The sequence below is a fragment of the Stenotrophomonas sp. NPDC077420 genome, from assembly GCF_044543385.1.
GTDB lineage: Bacteria > Pseudomonadota > Gammaproteobacteria > Xanthomonadales > Xanthomonadaceae > Stenotrophomonas.
In genome coordinates, this window is the sequence record NZ_JBITVZ010000010.1 from 21613 (window position 1) to 37165 (window position 15553).

Consider the following 15553-nt stretch of genomic DNA (forward strand, 5'->3'; position numbering starts at 1 on the left):
CCGTTATCCTGACGACGCGCCGCGCCGCCGCCACCTATGTCCTCTGATTCGATGCGGAATATCCGCAACTTCTCCATCATCGCCCACGTCGACCACGGCAAGTCCACGCTGGCCGATCGCATCATCCAGCTTTGCGGTGGCCTCCAGGCCCGCGAGATGGAGGCGCAGGTGCTCGACTCCAATCCGATCGAGCGCGAGCGCGGCATCACCATCAAGGCGCAGTCGGTGTCGCTGCCGTACGTGGCCAAGGATGGGCAGACCTACCACCTGAACTTCATCGACACCCCCGGCCACGTCGACTTCTCCTATGAAGTCAGCCGTTCGCTGGCGGCCTGCGAAGGCGCCCTGCTGGTGGTCGATGCCGCACAGGGCGTGGAAGCGCAGTCGGTGGCCAACTGCTATACCGCCGTCGAACAGGGCCTGGAAGTGGTGCCGGTGATCAACAAGATCGACCTGCCCACCGCCGATATCGAACGCGCCAAGGCCGAGATCGAAGCGGTCATCGGCATCGATGCCACCGACGCGGTTCCGGTCAGTGCCAAGACCGGCCTGAACGTGGTGGACGTGCTGGAGGCGATCGTGCATCGCATCCCGGCCCCGCAGCCGCGCGATACCGACAAGCTGCAGGCGCTGATCATCGACTCCTGGTTCGACAACTACCTCGGCGTGGTCTCGCTGGTGCGCGTCATGCAGGGCCAGATCAAGGCCGGCGACAAGCTGCAGGTGATGTCCACCGGCCGCAACCACCAGGTCGACAACGTCGGCGTGTTCACCCCCAAGCGCAAGGTGCTGCCAGCCCTGCGCGCGGGCGAGGTGGGCTGGGTCACGGCCAGCATCAAGGACGTGCACGGCGCGCCGGTCGGCGACACCCTGACCCTGGCCGCCGACCCGGCACCGACCCCGCTGCCGGGGTTCCAGGAAATGCAGCCGCGCGTGTTCGCCGGCCTGTTTCCGGTCGACGCCGAAGACTACCCGGACCTGCGCGAAGCGCTGGACAAGCTGCGGTTGAACGACGCCGCGCTGCGTTTCGAGCCGGAAAGCTCCGAGGCCATGGGTTTCGGCTTCCGTTGCGGCTTCCTGGGCATGCTGCACATGGAAATCGTGCAGGAGCGGCTGGAGCGCGAATACAACCTGGACCTGATCAGCACCGCGCCGACGGTGGTCTACGAAGTGCTCAAGACCGACGGCACCATCATCAACATGGACAACCCGGCCAAGCTGCCGCCGGTGAACATGGTGAGCGAGATCCGCGAGCCGATCATCCGCGCCAACGTGCTCACCCCCGAGGAGTACATCGGCAACATCATCAAGCTCTGCGAGGAAAAGCGCGGCAGCCAGATCGGCATCAATTACCTGGGTAGCCAGGTGCAGATCAGCTATGAGCTGCCGATGGCCGAAGTGGTGCTGGACTTCTTCGACAAGCTCAAGTCCGTCAGCCGCGGCTATGCCTCGCTGGACTATTCGTTCGTGCGCTTCGATGCCGGCCCGTTCGTCCGCGTGGACGTGCTGATCAACGGCGACAAGGTCGACGCGCTGTCGCTGATCGTGCACCGCAGCCATGCCGACCGGCGCGGCCGCGAGCTGTGCGAGAAGATGAAGGACCTGATCCCGCGGCAGATGTTCGACGTGGCCATCCAGGCCGCCGTCGGCTCGCAGATCATCTCCCGAACCACGGTCAAGGCGATGCGCAAGAACGTCCTGGCCAAGTGCTATGGTGGCGACGTTTCGCGCAAGAAGAAGCTTCTGGAAAAGCAGAAGGAAGGCAAGAAGCGCATGAAGCAGGTGGGCCGCGTGGAGATTCCGCAGGAAGCCTTCCTGGCCGTGCTGCAGATGGACAAGTAAGGCTCCCGTTCCCAAGGACACTGCATGAAACTGTTTGAAATCCTGCTGGTCGTACTGACCCTGGCGTCGGGCCTGATCCTGCTCGCCGACAAGCTGTATTTCGCCCGGCGCCGCGCCCGGCGGGCCGGCCTGCTGGACAGCGAGCCGGTGCTGGTGGATTACTCCCGGGCGTTCTTCCCGGTGCTGGCGATCGTGCTGGTGGTGCGCAGTTTCATTGCAGAGCCGTACAAGATTCCGTCCAGCTCGATGATGCCCAACCTGCTGATCGGCGATTTCATCCTGGTCAACAAGTTCGCCTACGGCCTTCGCCTGCCGCTGAACAATGCCAAGGTCGTGCCGATCGGCGAACCGGCACGCGGCGACGTGGTGGTGTTCCACTTCCCGGGCCACTCCGACAACGATCCCAACAAGGGCGAGAACTTCATCAAGCGCGTGATCGGCGTCCCGGGCGACGAGATCGCCTTCCAGGGCGACCAGGTGATCCTCAACGGCACCCCCCTCAAGTACGAGAGCAAGGGGTTGTATGCTGGGCACCGTGGCCAGGGCGAAGGCGCGTCACTGCTGGTGGAGCACCTGCCGGGCCGCACCCATACCGTGCTGGAGACCGACTACCCGCGTGGCGAGGGGCAGTGGACCGTACCGGCGGGCAAGTACCTGGTGATGGGCGACAACCGCGACAACAGCGACGATGGCCGTTTCTGGGGCCTGCTGCCGGAAGAGAACCTCCGCGGCAAGGCGTTCCTGATCTGGCTGAACTGCTCGGGCTGGTTCTGCAAGGATGGCTTCGAGCCGTCCCGCATCGGCACCGGCATCAACTGATTCCATGTCTAACGCGCATCTGGGGAGATCGCAATGAAGATGATGAAAACGCAGCGTGGCATGACCCTGACCTCGTTCCTGGTCGTGTTGGCGGTGGTGGGGTTCGGTCTTTACATCGGCATGAAGCTGTTTCCGATGTATTCCGAGTTCTATGCAGTGAAGACCGCGCTCAAGGGCCTGGCCAAGGAGCCGGGCATCGCCAACAAGGAGCCCGGCCAGGTCCAGGAGATGTTCTTCCGCCGCCTGGACGTGAGCTACTCGGAAAGCGTCAAGCCGGCCAACGTCAAGTTCGAGCGCGTGAGCGGTGGCTGGAACATGAAGGTCAACTACGAAGTGCGTCGCCCCCTGGTGGGCAACCTCGACGTGGTTGGGAAATTTGATGCACATCAGGAATTGACCCTCAGCGGTGCCGAATAACTCTTTCAAACGTGGTGACCGCATCGGTCACGTCTTCCAGGATCCGGGCCTGCTCCAGCAGGCCCTGACGCATCGCAGCGCCGGCACGCCCAACAACGAACGGTTGGAGTTCCTGGGCGACAGCGTCGTCAACATGATGGTCGCCCATGCGCTGTACCAGCGCTGGCCGAAGGCCGACGAAGGCGCGCTGACCCGCGCCCGCGCCGAGCTGGTGCGTGAAGGCGCACTGGCGGTGATCGCCCGCACCCTGGAACTGGGCGAGCGCCTGACCCTCGGGCCGGGCGAAATGAAGTCCGGCGGCCATCGCCGTGACTCGATCCTGGCCGATGCGCTGGAGGCGGTGGTCGCCGCGATCTACCTGGACGCCGGCTTTGCGGCCTGCCAGGCGGTGGTGCTGCCCTGGTTCGCCGCCTCCATGGAGGCGCTGCCGGCGACCGGCAAGCCGGAGAAGGATCCCAAGACCCGCCTGCAGGAATGGCTGCAGGGCCGACAGAAGGCGCTGCCGCAGTACGAATTGGTGTCAGAATCGGGCGACGATCATGCCAAGACGTTCCGCGTGCGCTGCGGCGTAGCCGATCCCGCCGTCAGCACCGAAGGCGAAGGTGCCTCGCGACGGCTGGCCGAACAACAGGCGGCCGCCGCCGCCCTCGAGCAACTGGATTCCAAGTGAGCGAAGCAATTCCCCATCATTGCGGCAGCGTGGCCGTCATCGGCCGTCCCAACGTCGGCAAGTCGACCCTGACCAACGCCCTGGTGGGCGCCAAGGTCAGCATCGTCTCCAACCGCCCGCAGACCACCCGCCACCGGCTGCTGGGCATTGCCAGCTATCCGGAAGGCCAGCTGGTGCTGGTCGACACCCCCGGCCTGCACCGTGTGCAGAAGCGCGCGATGAACCGGGTGATGAACCGCGCCGCGCGCGGCTCGCTCGAAGGCGTGGACGCCGGCATGCTGGTGATCGAAGCCGGTCGCTGGGACGAGGAAGACACCCTGGCCTTCAATGTGCTCAGCGACGCCGGCATTCCGGTGGTGCTGGTGGTCAACAAGGTCGACCGGCTCAAGGACAAGGCCGCGCTGCTGCCGTTCCTGCAGCAGGTGACCGAGGGCCGCAGCTTCGCCGCCGTGCACCCCATTTCGGCGCAGAAGCGCAATGGGCTGGAAGCGCTGGTGCGCGACCTGCTCAAGCTGCTGCCCGAGGCCCCGCCGATGTTCGGCGAGGATGAGATCACCGACCGCAGCCAGCGTTTCCTGGCCGGCGAACTGGTCCGCGAGCAGCTCATGCGCCAGCTGGGCGAAGAGCTGCCGTATGCGACCACGGTGGAAATCGAGCGCTTCGTCGAAGACGGCAACCTGCTGCGCATCGGCGCGGTGATCTGGGTCGAGCGCGAGGGCCAGAAGGCCATCGTGATCGGCAAGGCCGGCACCCGCCTGAAAGACATCGGGGCCAAGTCGCGCCTGCAGATGGAGCGTCTGTTCGGGGCCAAGGTGTTCCTGGAAACCTGGGTGCGCGTGCGTGAAGGCTGGTCGGACGACGAAGCCGCGCTGAAGGCCTTCGGCTACGAGTAAGCCCGGCAGGGTAGCCTCGCCACGTCCAGGCCATGCGTATCGACGATGAACCGGCCTTCGTGCTGCATGCCCGCTCCTGGCGGGAGACCAGCCTGCTGGTCGAAGTGCTCAGCGAACAGCACGGTCGGCTGGGCCTGCTGGCCCGGGGGGTAAGCAGTCCGCGCAGCCAGGCGCTGCGCGCGGCCCTGCAGCCGCTGCAGTGGATCCGCTTCAGCGCCGTGCAGCGCGGCGAACTGGCCCAGCTGCGCGGCGCCGAGGCGCTGGACGCCGCGCCGCGCCTGAACGGCGATGCCATGCTCGCCGGCTTCTATGTCAATGAACTGGTGATGCGGCTGGCGCCGCGCCAGGACCCGCTGCCCGACCTGTACGACCACTACGCGCAGGTGAGGCAGCGGCTGGCGGCGGCCGAGCCCTTGGCCTGGACGCTGCGCCGCTTCGAACGCGACCTGCTGGAGGCGCTGGGGTTTGGTTTCGACCTGGCCCATGGCAATGACGGCGAAGCGATCGATCCTGCAGCCCGGTATGAGCTGGATCCGCTGGAGGGACCGCGACGGCTGTTGAGCGAGCGTGGGGTGGACCCGCGGCGGGGCACGGCGACCGGGAGTGCGCTGTTGGCGTTGGCCGGCGATGTCGCGCCCGGGGCGGAGGATCTGGCCAGCCTGCGCCGGGGGATGCGTGCGGTGCTGCTGCACCATCTGGGCGGGCGTGGGCTGAAGTCGTGGGAGATGCTGGAGGATCTGGCGCGCAGGCGGTGATGGGGGGCGTATCTGCGGGGTGCCTAATGCAACAGGGAATCCACCGCCGCCTTGAACTGGGTGTGGGCGCCGTTGGACTCGGGGGCCTGGTGCAGCTGGCGTACCGCGCGCGCGAGGCGCGCGGCGCCGACGAAGCCGCAGCTGGCCTGCAGGCGGTGCAGCTGGCCCTTCAGGGTGCCCAGGTCGTGCTGCTGGACCGCCTGGGCCACGGCGTCGCGGACGCCGGGCAGCTCGGCCAGGAACAGCTCGCGCAGGGCGATCAGGTGCTGGCGCTGCCCATTCAGGGCCGCCAGGGCGGTGATCTCGTCCCAATCCTCGCGCTCGGTGTCGGTCCCCGTGCCGGTGGACGCCGCTGCGGCACTGCCGGGACTGTTGACCAACGCCCGACGGACCGCCTGCAGCAACTGCTCGCGGGACAGCGGTTTGACCAGGGTTTCGCTGAATCCGGCATCGCGCAGCCGCGCGTGGATGCTGGTGTCGCCATCGGCCGTATGGGCCAACGCCGGGGTGTCCGGGCGCGACACGCGCAGGGCGCGCAGCAGCTCGCTGCCGTTGCCGTCGGGCAGGTTCACGTCGATCAGCCAGAGATCGTGTTCGCTGCCTCGGCCGCGTTCCAGCGCCGAGGCCAGTGAATCGGCGGTGTCCACCTGCGCCGGCAGGGTTTCCAGCGCGGCCCGGAAAAAGCCGCGGCTGATGGTGTCGTCCTCGACGAGCAGGAATCGGGGCATGGGAACCCTCGGGGTCATCTGCATTGGGGCTGCCTCCATGTCAGCGATGTGCATATTAAACACGATATGGCGTCCTGCAAGCGTCGGCGCCTGAACGCACGGCAGTCCACGCTGCGTATCTGCGACAATACGCACCCTTTTCGCCCGCAGCCTGTTGCCACGTGGCCCGATCCCGCTCCCGACTCGACCGTACCCCCTTCCAGACCGACATCCTCGACCTCAGCCATGACGGCCGCGGCGTTGCCCGCCGTGAAGGCGAGGGTGGGAAGGTCACGTTCATTTCCGGCGCCCTGCCGGGCGAGGTGGTGCGCGCCGAACCGACCGCCCGCAACCGCCACTTCGATGAAGCCCGGACCGTCGAGGTCCTGCAGGCGTCACCGCAGCGCGTCACCCCGCGCTGCCCGCACTTCGGGGTCTGTGCCGGCTGCGTGCTGCAGCACCTGGCCGAAGACCAGCAGATCGTGGCCAAGCAGCGCGTGCTGCTGGACAACCTGACCCGGATCGGTCACGTCAGCCCCGGCACCGTGCTGCCACCTCTGGTCGGGGAGAGCTGGGGCTATCGCCGCAAGGGGCGCTTCTCGGTGCGCCGGGTGGAAAAGAAGGACAAGACCCTGGTCGGCTTCCGTGAGCAGGATCCGCGCTTCGTCGCCGACCTGAGCCAGTGCCTGACCGTGATCCCGGAAATCGGGATGAAGGTCGCCGCACTGTCGGCCTTCATCGAAACCCTGGATGGCAAACGCGACATCCCGCAGGTCGAGTTCATCGCCGGCGACGATGCCATCGTCCTCACCATCCGCCACATGCAGCCGCTCAGTGACGCCGACAAGGCCGCCTGGGCCGGCTTTGGTGCCGAACACGGCTTCGCGATCTTCCTGCAGCCCGGCGGCGTTGAATCGGTGCATCCGCTGCTGCCCGGCGAGGTGCCGCTCTCGTTCCGGCTGGCCCCGTGGAACGTGGAGCTGGCGTTCCGGCCGCTGGACTTCATCCAGGTCAATGCCAAGCTCAACGAAAAGATGATCGCCCTGGCGCTGGAGCTGCTGGACGCCGGTCCCGACGAGCGCGTGCTTGACCTGTTCTGCGGGCTGGGCAACTTCACCCTGCCGCTGGCGCGCACCGTGCGCGAGGTAGTGGGCGTGGAAGGCGAGGCGGGGCTGGTGGCGCGGGCCAGGGAAAACGCCGCGCGCAACGGCCTGGACAACGCGCAGTTCTTCGCCGCCGACCTGACCCAGGACCAGCGCCAGACCCCGTGGATGCGCCAGGGCTTCGACAAGCTGCTGCTGGACCCGCCGCGTTCGGGTGCGATCGAAGTGCTGCAGCAGCTGCCGCTCAAGCAGTTCAAGCGCATCGTCTATGTCAGCTGCCACCCCGGCTCGCTGGCGCGCGACGCCGGCTACCTGGTCAACGAGCAGGGCTTCACCCTGGTGTCGGCCGGTGCGATGGACATGTTCCCGCATACCGCGCACGTGGAAAGCATCGCCGTGTTCGAGAAGCGCTGAGATGGGCGTGGAGATCGAGCGCAAGTTCCTGGTCAGCGGCGAGGGCTGGCGTGCCGCCGCGCACGCGGTGATCCCGATGGCGCAGGGGTACGTCAACGACACCGCGTCGATTGAAGCGGGTACGCAGAAGGCCTCGGTGCGGGTGCGTGTCCAGGGCGATGCGGCGTTCCTCAACCTGAAATCGCGCGAGATCGGCCACACCCGCCAGGAGTTCGATTACCCGATCCCGGTGGACGACGCGCGGGCGCTGCTGGCGCTGTGCGTCGGCGGGCTGATCGACAAGCGCCGCCACCTGGTCCGCCACGGCGGCCTGCTGTGGGAAGTGGACGAGTTCCTGGGCGACAACGCCGGGCTGGTGGTGGCCGAAGTCGAGCTCGAACAGGCGGACCAGGCCATCGACCTGCCGGACTGGGTGGGCGAGGAGGTCACCGACGACGTCCGCTACTACAACCTCGCCCTGGCCGCCCATCCCTACTGCCGCTGGCCCTGAATAGGCGCCCCGCGCCCGTGGCCTCCCACATGCGGCTTCTGCGACAATGCGGCAGTGCGCCATCATGGCGCCCCGTTTTGGAGATCGACCCATGCTCGTGATCGGCGTTGCCGGGACCGAACTTACCGCCCAGGAACGCGATTGGCTGCAGCACGATGCCGTGTCCGGCGTCATCCTGTTCAAGCGCAATTTCGCCTCGCGCCAGCAGGTCGCCGCGCTGTCGGCCGCGATCCGCGCCGCCGCGCCGCGCCCGCTGCTGATCTGCGTGGACCAGGAGGGCGGCCGCGTGCAGCGCTTCCGCGAAGGCTTCAGCGCGTTGCCGCCGCTGCAGGGCTTCGACTCCCTGTACGCACAGGACCCCGAGGCAGCCCTGGCCCTTGCCGAACAACACGCCTGGCTGATGGCCAGCGAAGTGCGCGCCAGCGGCGTGGACCTCAGTTTCGCCCCGGTGGTCGACCTGGGCCGCGGCAACCGCGCCATCGGCGACCGTGCCTTCAGTGCCGACCCGGCGGTCGTTGCCGCCTTCACCCGCGCCTACGTGCGCGGCATGCACAGCGTCGGCATGGCCGCCACCCTCAAGCATTTCCCCGGGCACGGCAGCGTGCTGGAAGACACCCATGTGGCCGCCGCCAGCGACCCACGCCCGCTCGAGGAACTGCGCGCGCTGGACCTGGTGCCGTTCGCCGCCGGCATCGACGCCGGTGCCGACGCGGTGATGATGGCGCACGTGGTCTACCCCCGGGTCGCGCCGGAACCGGCCGGCTACTCGGCGCGCTGGATCCAGCAGATCCTGCGGGGCGACATGGGTTTCCGTGGCGTGGTGTTCTCCGACGACATCGGCATGGCCGCCTCGTTCTCTGCCGGTGGCGTGGCCGCGCGCGTGCATGCCCACCTGGATGCCGGCTGTGACGTGGTGCTGGTCTGCCACCCGGAACTGGTCGACGACGCGCTGCGCGCGGTCGACGGCCGCCCCCTCAATACTGCCGCGCTGCTGGGCCTGATCGGGCGTGGCGCGCTTGGCTGGGACGGCCTGCTCGCCGACGCCCGCCATGGCAGCTCCCAATCCCGTTTGCTCGACACCCTTGGAAGAACCGTCTGATGCCCAACCTCACCATTTCCCAGGCCCTGGCCCAGGCCGACCTGCTGGTCGACCGCCCCACCATCGATGCGGCCATCGCACGCATCGCCGATGGCATTGCGGCTGATTACAAAGGCGAGGTGCCGCTGTTCCTGTCGATCATGCACGGCGCGCTGCCGTTCGCCGGCCAGCTGGCGCTCGAGCTGGGCGCACGCGGCCAGGACCTGCAGTTCGATTACCTGCATGCCACCCGCTACCGCGGCGAACTGACCGGCGGCGAGCTGGTCTGGAAGCACAAGCCGGCCACCTCGCTGTTCGGCCGCCGCGTGCTGCTGGTCGACGACATCCTGGACGAAGGCTTCACCCTGCAGGGCGTTCGCACCTGGTGCCTGGAGCAGGGCGCCACCGACGTGCGCATCGCCGCGCTGACGGTGAAACAGCACGACCGCGCGCTGCCTGACGTCAAGGCCGATTACGCCGGCGTCGAGCTGCCCGACCGCTACGTGTTCGGCTTCGGCATGGATGTCAACGAAGGCCTGCGCGGCGTGCCGGCCATCTACGCGATGAAGGAATAAGCAGCGCCCATGGAACCCATCAGCCTGGCCGTGATCGGCGGCACCGGTGTGTACAAGCTGGCCCAGCTCGATGACGTAAGCAGCCATGCGGTGGAAACCCGCTATGGCACGCCGTCCGGGCCCATCCGGGTCGGCACGCTGCTCGGCCAGCGCGTGGCCTTCCTGGCCCGTCATGGCGAGGGGCACTCGCTGCCGCCGCACAAGATCAATTACCGCGCCAATCTTGCGGCACTGCAGCAGATCGGTGCCACGCGCGTGCTGGCGTTGAACACCGTGGGCGGCATCACCGAACACTTCGGTCCGCGCGTGCTGGCGTGCCCGGACCAGCTGATCGATTACACCTGGGGTCGGATCTCCACGCTCAGCGAAGAGCCGGGCAGCGAGGTGCTGCATGTCGATTTTGGCCACCCCTACACCCCGATGCTGCGCAGCAAGGTACTGGCCGCAGCGAAGGTCACCGGCGTGCGCCTGCAGGAGGGTGGCTGCTACGGCGCCACCCAGGGCCCGCGGCTGGAAACCAATGCGGAGATCGCGCGGATGCGCCGGGATGGCTGCGACCTGGTCGGCATGACCGGCATGCCCGAAGCCGGGCTGGCCCGGGAACTGGGGCTGGACTACGCCTGCCTGGCCATCGTGGCCAACTGGGCGGCCGGGTGTGGCGATGGCGACGAGATCACCATGGCCGAAGTGCTGGCCAATGTTGACGCGGCTTCCGCGGGATTGCCGGAACTGATTGGCGAATTGGCACGCGGGTGATTGTCATTGCCTGACAAGCTTTGCATACTCCGGCAGTGCGCTGGTTGAGCGTACACCACCCATTCATTGAAGAAGGTCTTGCATTACCATGCCGAACGGTACCGTCAAGTGGTTCAACGACGCCAAGGGATTTGGCTTTATTTCGCCGGAGGACGGCAGCGCAGACGTCTTCGCGCACTTCTCCGCGATCAACGCCAAGGGCTTCCGCAGTCTGCAGGAAAACCAGAAGGTCACCTATGACGTGACCCAGGGCCCGAAGGGCGCCCAGGCCTCGAACATCGTGCCGGTTGCGGAGTAATTTCCACGACCGCGCATTGAAAACCCCGCTCCGGCGGGGTTTTTTTTGGACCGGGACAGGACAGGACGTCGGATGACACGACCACGCACCATCGCCATCGTCGGGTATGGCACCGCAGGGCAGGCGCTGTCGGTCCTGCTTTCACGCGACGATCACGTCGTCCACGTCTACGAGCGCGCGCCGACGCCGGGGCCGGTGGGCGCGGGGTTCCTGCTGCAACCCAGTGGGCTGGACGTGTTGTGGCAGATGGACCTGCTGCCGCCGGTGCTGCAGCATGGTGCAGCGGTGCGTCGCCTGTACGGCGAAACCCCGTGTGGGCGCGCGGTGATGGACATGCGGTACGCGGCCCTGCATGCGCACCTGCACGGCGTCGGCATGCAGCGCGGTGCGCTGTTCTCGATGCTCGCAGACGCCTGGGAACAGCCGGGCAACCTGCAGGCCGACACCACGATCGTCGACGTCGACTGCGCCAACGGGCGCGTGCGCGACGCGCGCGGGCACTGGCATGGGCCCTATGACCTGGTCATCGCCGCGGACGGATCGGCGTCGACGCTGCGCGCGCGGGTGCAGGCCACGCGGCTGGACCGCGAGTACCCGTGGGGGGCGTTGTGGTGCCTGCTGCCGCGCGGCGACTGGCCGCATTACGACGAATTGCGGCAACGCTACGTGGCCGCCCGCAAGATGATTGGCCTGCTGCCGGTGGGCACGCGTCCAGGTGACGCACAACCGCGACTCAGCTTCTTCTGGAGCCTGCCACGTGACCGGTTCGCCCAGTGGGAGCGCGATGGCCTGCCGCGCTGGCTGGAGGAGGTCCAGGCGTTGTGGTCACAGGCGCATCCGCGCCTCCAGGGCGTCACGGACGGTGCCCAGCTGGCGCGTGCCGGCTATCGCGATGCGGTGATGACGCGCTGGCACCGCGACCGGCTGGTGCTCGTCGGCGATTCGGCCCACGCCATGAGTCCACAACTGGGGCAGGGCGTGAACATGGCGCTGATGGATGCACTGGCGCTGCGAGACGCATTGCGCGCGCACCCGGCCACGCCTGCCGCGCTGCAGGCGTACCAGGCGCAGCGCAGCGCACACGTGGGCATCTACCAGTTCTGGAGCCGCTGGCTGACGCCGGTGTTCCAGTCCGAGCGGGACCTGCTGGCCGGCGCACGCAACGTCCTGTTCAAGCCGATGGGCAACCTGCCGGGCGGACGGGGGCACATGCTGCGCGTGCTGAGCGGCACCCAGCGGGGCTGGTGGGGAAGGCTGGGTCTGTCGCCCGGGTTCGTCGCTGCGATGGCGGCGAACCCGGGGGCGGATGAACGAAGCCCTCCCCTTCATTGACGGGGGAGTCACCTCGCTCGTGGCAAAAGGGTCGGGTACCCCTGAAGGAGAAACACATCATGCTGTTCCGGCCCGACGTTCTCGACTCCGAACTCTGCAAACTGCGTGGTCTGTTGCAGATGCTGCATGAGGACCAGCCGGATGTGATGGAAGAGGTGTTCGATTTCCATGTCACCAGCCTGATCACCCATGCCGCGCCGGAACACCATGCGCGCATCCGTTCGGTAGCGCGTTCCATGCTGGCCGAGGTGGTGGGCCAACCGGTGCGGCGCAATCCGCACGCACCGGAAATCCGGTTGATGGACGCTGCCTGACGGCCTAGCGCTGGAGCGGCAGCGCGATGGCGGCATCTTCCACGCAGGCCACCAGGCGTTCGCCCGCATCCAGTACCGGCGCGATTCCCGCAGTGAAATGCGAATAGGCCGGAAGCACGGTCAGGCGCTCGCGCAGCCAGAACGCAGGCCATCGCCGCTGCATGCCCGGCAGCCGCGCCAGCGGGTGCAGATGACCGCACAGCACATGCAGGGTAGGGTGCGGCTGCGGATCGTGGCGCAGCAGGAACGGCCCTTCCTGCACGCGTTCGCCGAGCAGGCGGATGCCAAGGTCCGCCTTGGGCAGCACGCGGTCGTGGTTGCCCGCCAATGCGCCGATATCCAGTGCCTGGTGTTGCTCCCGCCACCCCTGCCATTGCCGGTACCAGGACGCGCGGTGCGCGGCTCCGTGCAGCACGTCGCCGAGTATCCACAGCGTGCGCACCGGATGCTGCCGGACCAGTCGGGTCAACCGCGCCAGGTCATCGCCGGTGCCGCCGCTGGGCAGCCCGATGCCGGCCCGCCGGAACAGGTCGGCCTTTCCCAGGTGGAGGTCGGCGATCAGCAGGGCGTGGCGTGCGGGCCAGTACAGGGCACGCTCGCCCAGCAGATGGACGGGCTCGCCCGCGAGGGTGATGGCGCAGTCAGTCGGCATGGCGTTTCTCCAGCTGGCCGACCGCACGCAGCACGCGGGTCTTCCAGTCTTCATTGCTGAGCTGGCCGCGCAGCCGTTCGGCCCACAGCGGGAACGACAACGGCCCCAGCGTTGCCGGCTGCTGCACGCATACCGTGCGCGACTGGCAGCGGCGCAGGGCATGGGCCAGGTTGCCCAGCTCAAGCTGGGTGTGCAGGACTTCGCGGTCGGCCAGGCCGAGCAGGATATGGTCCGGATCATGCTGGCGCAGCACGTCGTAGAGCAGGCCGGCCGAGGCCTGCAGCTGGCGCATGCTGCGCGGCGTGCGCCCGGGCAGCGCCGGAATCAGCAGGCCCGACACGCGCGCGATGTCGCGGAACTGGCGGCGGGCCAGTTCGCTGAGGTTGAGGCTGTCGCGCAGATCCTCGAACAGGCCCTCGGGCTGCAGCAGCACGCCGACGCGTTCGGCATCGAGCTCGACCGCGCGCGCCGGTGCCAGCACGAATCCGTAATCGTTGGCCGCGTAGCCGAACGTGTTGGCCTGCAGCCGGGTCCAGCGCAGCGCCATCAGCGCGGCCATGCCCTCGTTGACCTGGCGGCCGGCGAACGGATACACGAACACGAACTGGCCCTCGCGGCGACGCACCTGTTCCACCAGCAGCAACGAGGGGCCCGGCAACGCCGACACGCGCGCCTGCAGTCGCAGCAGCGGCTCAAGCCAGCGCATCTCCGGGCTGTCCGCGCTGCTGGCGAGTACGCTCTCCATTTCCTGCCCCAGCGCTTCCGACAGCGGCAGGCGCCCCCCCTGCCAGCGCGGCACCACGCCGTCGCCGCCCTTCGCCGTCTTCACGTACGCCGTCAGGTTTTCAAGCCGGACCAGTTCAAGCAGGCGCCCGGCGAACTGGAAGCGATCGCCCGGGCGCAGGCGGCCCACGAACTGTTCTTCCACCGTGCCCAGTCGCCCGCCGCGCAGGAACTGCACCACCGCGCTGCCATCGCTGGTGATGGTGCCGATCGACAAGCGATGGCGCAGGGCCACGCGGCGGTCGTGGACGCGGTAGATGCCATCGTCGTCGCGCACCACCTTGTGGAAGTCGGGGTACTGCGCCAGCGCCCGCCCGCCCTGCACGATGAAGTCGAGCACGCCTTGCCAGTGCGCGTCGTCCAGCGCAGCGAAGGCATGCGTGCGCCGCACCTGGGCCAGCAGCGCATCGGCGTCGAATCCGCCGCCCAGCGCGCAGCTCACGCAGTGCTGGGCCAGCACGTCCAGCGACAGCTGCAGCGGGCGCCGCGCTTCGATCACCCCGCTGGCCAGCGCGCGCCGCGCGGCCGCGTATTCGACCAGCTCGAGCGCATGCGAGGGCACGCACACGATGTGCCCTGATTCGCCTGGACGGTGGCGGGCGCGTCCGGCGCGCTGGACCAGGCGCGCGATGCCTTTCGGGCTGCCGATCTGCAGTACCTGGTCCACTGCCGGAAAATCCACGCCCAGGTCGAGGCTGGAGGTGGCGACCACGCACCGCAGCGCGCCATCGCGCAGGCCCTGTTCGACCACGCGACGCTGCGCCGGGTCCAGCGAACCATGGTGCAGGGCCAGCGTGGCCGCGTCCTCCGGCCACACGGCGGCCAGCGCCTGGTGCCACAGTTCGGCCTGCGCGCGGGTGTTGGTGAACAGCAGGCTGGTGCCTACGGCGAACAGCTTCTGCTGCACGCGCTGCAGCTGCGACAGTCCAAGGTGGCCCGCCCACGGGAAGCGCTCGCCGTGCGCCGGCAGCAGCGTTTCCACCGCGACCGGGCGCGGCCGCGCACCCGCGACCAGCGGCGCGTCGGGCCGATCGGGCAGCAGCACCTGGCGCGCCTCGTCCAGGTTGCCCAGTGTTGCCGACAGGCCCCACACCTGCAGCGCGGGCAGCGCATCGCGCAGCCGGCGCAGGTTCAACTGCAGCAGCACGCCGCGCTTGTTGCCAAGCAGTTCGTGCCACTCGTCCACCACCACGCAGCGCAGCCGGCGCAGCTTTTCCGGGGTGTCGGGGTAGCTCAGCAGCAACGCCAGCGATTCGGGCGTGGTCACCAGCACATCGACCCGGCCCTCGCGCGCCAGCCGCTTGTCGCGCGCACTGGCATCGCCGGTGCGCAGCCCCACCTGCCAGTCCAGTCCCAGTGCGGACAGCGGCTCGCGCAGCGCGCGGGCGGTGTCGCTGGCCAGTGCGCGCAACGGGGTGATCCACAGCACCTGCAGCGCCGGCACGGTCTTGCCACCGCGGCCGCCCTTTGCGCGCGGCACCGGGTCGGCCAGTGCCTGCAGCAGCGGGCCGCCGAACATCGCCAGGGTCTTGCCGCTGCCGGTGGGCGTGTGCAGCAGTCCGGACTCGCCGGCCAGATAGTGTCGCCACATCGTTTTCTGGAAGGGCAGGGGAGCCCAGCCGCGACTGGCGAACCACGCGGCCAGCCGTGCCATC

At 68.1% G+C, this 15553-nt stretch carries 17 protein-coding genes; 14 read left to right on the forward strand and 3 right to left on the reverse strand.

From position 1 onward, the window contains the following. The first annotated feature begins 51 nt into the window (after positions 1–51). From lepA to recO, 6 genes are read left to right on the forward strand one after another with little or no spacing between them, the layout of a single operon-like run. Positions 52–1842 (forward strand): translation elongation factor 4, encoded by a 1791-nt coding sequence (gene lepA, locus ACIGII_RS11285; protein WP_399638352.1) that lies wholly within the window; start codon positions 52–54, stop codon positions 1840–1842. A 24-nt stretch (positions 1843–1866) separates the two neighbouring features. Continuing rightward, entirely contained in the window at positions 1867–2661 is a 795-nt protein-coding gene (lepB, locus tag ACIGII_RS11290) for a signal peptidase I (RefSeq protein WP_399638172.1), read from the forward strand. A gap of 39 nt (positions 2662–2700) precedes the next feature. Next, positions 2701–3078, forward strand: a complete 378-nt coding sequence (locus ACIGII_RS11295; protein WP_399638353.1) for a DUF4845 domain-containing protein — start codon at positions 2701–2703, stop codon at positions 3076–3078. Then, on the forward strand, positions 3068–3748 hold the full coding sequence (rnc, locus tag ACIGII_RS11300; RefSeq protein ID WP_399638174.1) for a ribonuclease III: 681 nt from the start codon (positions 3068–3070) through the stop codon (positions 3746–3748). Before ACIGII_RS11295 ends, rnc begins: the two co-directional genes overlap by 11 nt. Then, the gene (era, locus tag ACIGII_RS11305) at positions 3745–4641 is read left to right on the forward strand and encodes a GTPase Era (protein ID WP_399638176.1); all 897 of its coding nucleotides are present in this window, start codon (positions 3745–3747) and stop codon (positions 4639–4641) included. The genes rnc and era overlap by 4 nt, the downstream gene beginning before the upstream one ends. A gap of 32 nt (positions 4642–4673) precedes the next feature. Next, positions 4674–5396, forward strand: a complete 723-nt coding sequence (gene recO, locus ACIGII_RS11310; protein ID WP_399638177.1) for a DNA repair protein RecO — start codon at positions 4674–4676, stop codon at positions 5394–5396. Positions 5397–5419: 23 nt separating this feature from the next. On the opposite strand, the gene ACIGII_RS11315 is transcribed toward recO, so the two are convergent. Beyond that, on the reverse strand, positions 5420–6148 hold the full coding sequence (locus tag ACIGII_RS11315; RefSeq protein ID WP_399638179.1) for a response regulator: 729 nt from the start codon (positions 6146–6148) through the stop codon (positions 5420–5422). Positions 6149–6285: 137 nt separating this feature from the next. On the opposite strand from ACIGII_RS11315, the gene rlmD reads away from it, so the two are divergent. The 8 genes from rlmD (at position 6286) to ACIGII_RS11355 (ending at position 12463) form a co-directional block, all read left to right on the forward strand. After that, entirely contained in the window at positions 6286–7620 is a 1335-nt protein-coding gene (gene rlmD, locus ACIGII_RS11320; RefSeq protein WP_399638180.1) for a 23S rRNA (uracil(1939)-C(5))-methyltransferase RlmD, read from the forward strand. Between the two features lies 1 nt (position 7621). Next, positions 7622–8110, forward strand: coding sequence for a CYTH domain-containing protein (locus ACIGII_RS11325; protein WP_399638182.1), 489 nt, complete (start codon positions 7622–7624; stop codon positions 8108–8110). 91 nt (positions 8111–8201) lie between these two features. Beyond that, positions 8202–9209 (forward strand): beta-N-acetylhexosaminidase, encoded by a 1008-nt coding sequence (gene nagZ / locus ACIGII_RS11330; RefSeq protein WP_399638183.1) that lies wholly within the window; start codon positions 8202–8204, stop codon positions 9207–9209. Beyond that, positions 9209–9763, forward strand: coding sequence for a hypoxanthine-guanine phosphoribosyltransferase (locus ACIGII_RS11335; protein WP_399638185.1), 555 nt, complete (start codon positions 9209–9211; stop codon positions 9761–9763). Before nagZ ends, ACIGII_RS11335 begins: the two co-directional genes overlap by 1 nt. A 9-nt stretch (positions 9764–9772) precedes the next feature. Further along, positions 9773–10519: an S-methyl-5'-thioinosine phosphorylase gene (locus tag ACIGII_RS11340; protein ID WP_399638186.1), complete on the forward strand. Its 747-nt coding sequence runs from the start codon at positions 9773–9775 to the stop codon at positions 10517–10519. An 88-nt stretch (positions 10520–10607) separates the two neighbouring features. Next, complete coding sequence (locus ACIGII_RS11345) at positions 10608–10817, forward strand: cold-shock protein (protein WP_399638187.1); 210 nt, start codon at positions 10608–10610, stop codon at positions 10815–10817. A gap of 72 nt (positions 10818–10889) precedes the next feature. After that, positions 10890–12149, forward strand: a complete 1260-nt coding sequence (locus ACIGII_RS11350) for an FAD-dependent oxidoreductase (protein WP_399638188.1) — start codon at positions 10890–10892, stop codon at positions 12147–12149. Between the two features lie 59 nt (positions 12150–12208). Continuing rightward, on the forward strand, positions 12209–12463 hold the full coding sequence (locus ACIGII_RS11355) for a hypothetical protein (protein ID WP_399638189.1): 255 nt from the start codon (positions 12209–12211) through the stop codon (positions 12461–12463). A gap of 4 nt (positions 12464–12467) precedes the next feature. Here ACIGII_RS11355 and pdeM read toward each other — a convergent pair whose 3' ends face one another. Beyond that, complete coding sequence (gene pdeM / locus ACIGII_RS11360) at positions 12468–13115, reverse strand: ligase-associated DNA damage response endonuclease PdeM (protein WP_399638191.1); 648 nt, start codon at positions 13113–13115, stop codon at positions 12468–12470. Next, positions 13105–15552, reverse strand: coding sequence for a ligase-associated DNA damage response DEXH box helicase (locus ACIGII_RS11365; RefSeq protein ID WP_399638355.1), 2448 nt, complete (start codon positions 15550–15552; stop codon positions 13105–13107). Before ACIGII_RS11365 ends, pdeM begins: the two co-directional genes overlap by 11 nt. Between the last annotated feature and the right edge of the window lies 1 nt (position 15553).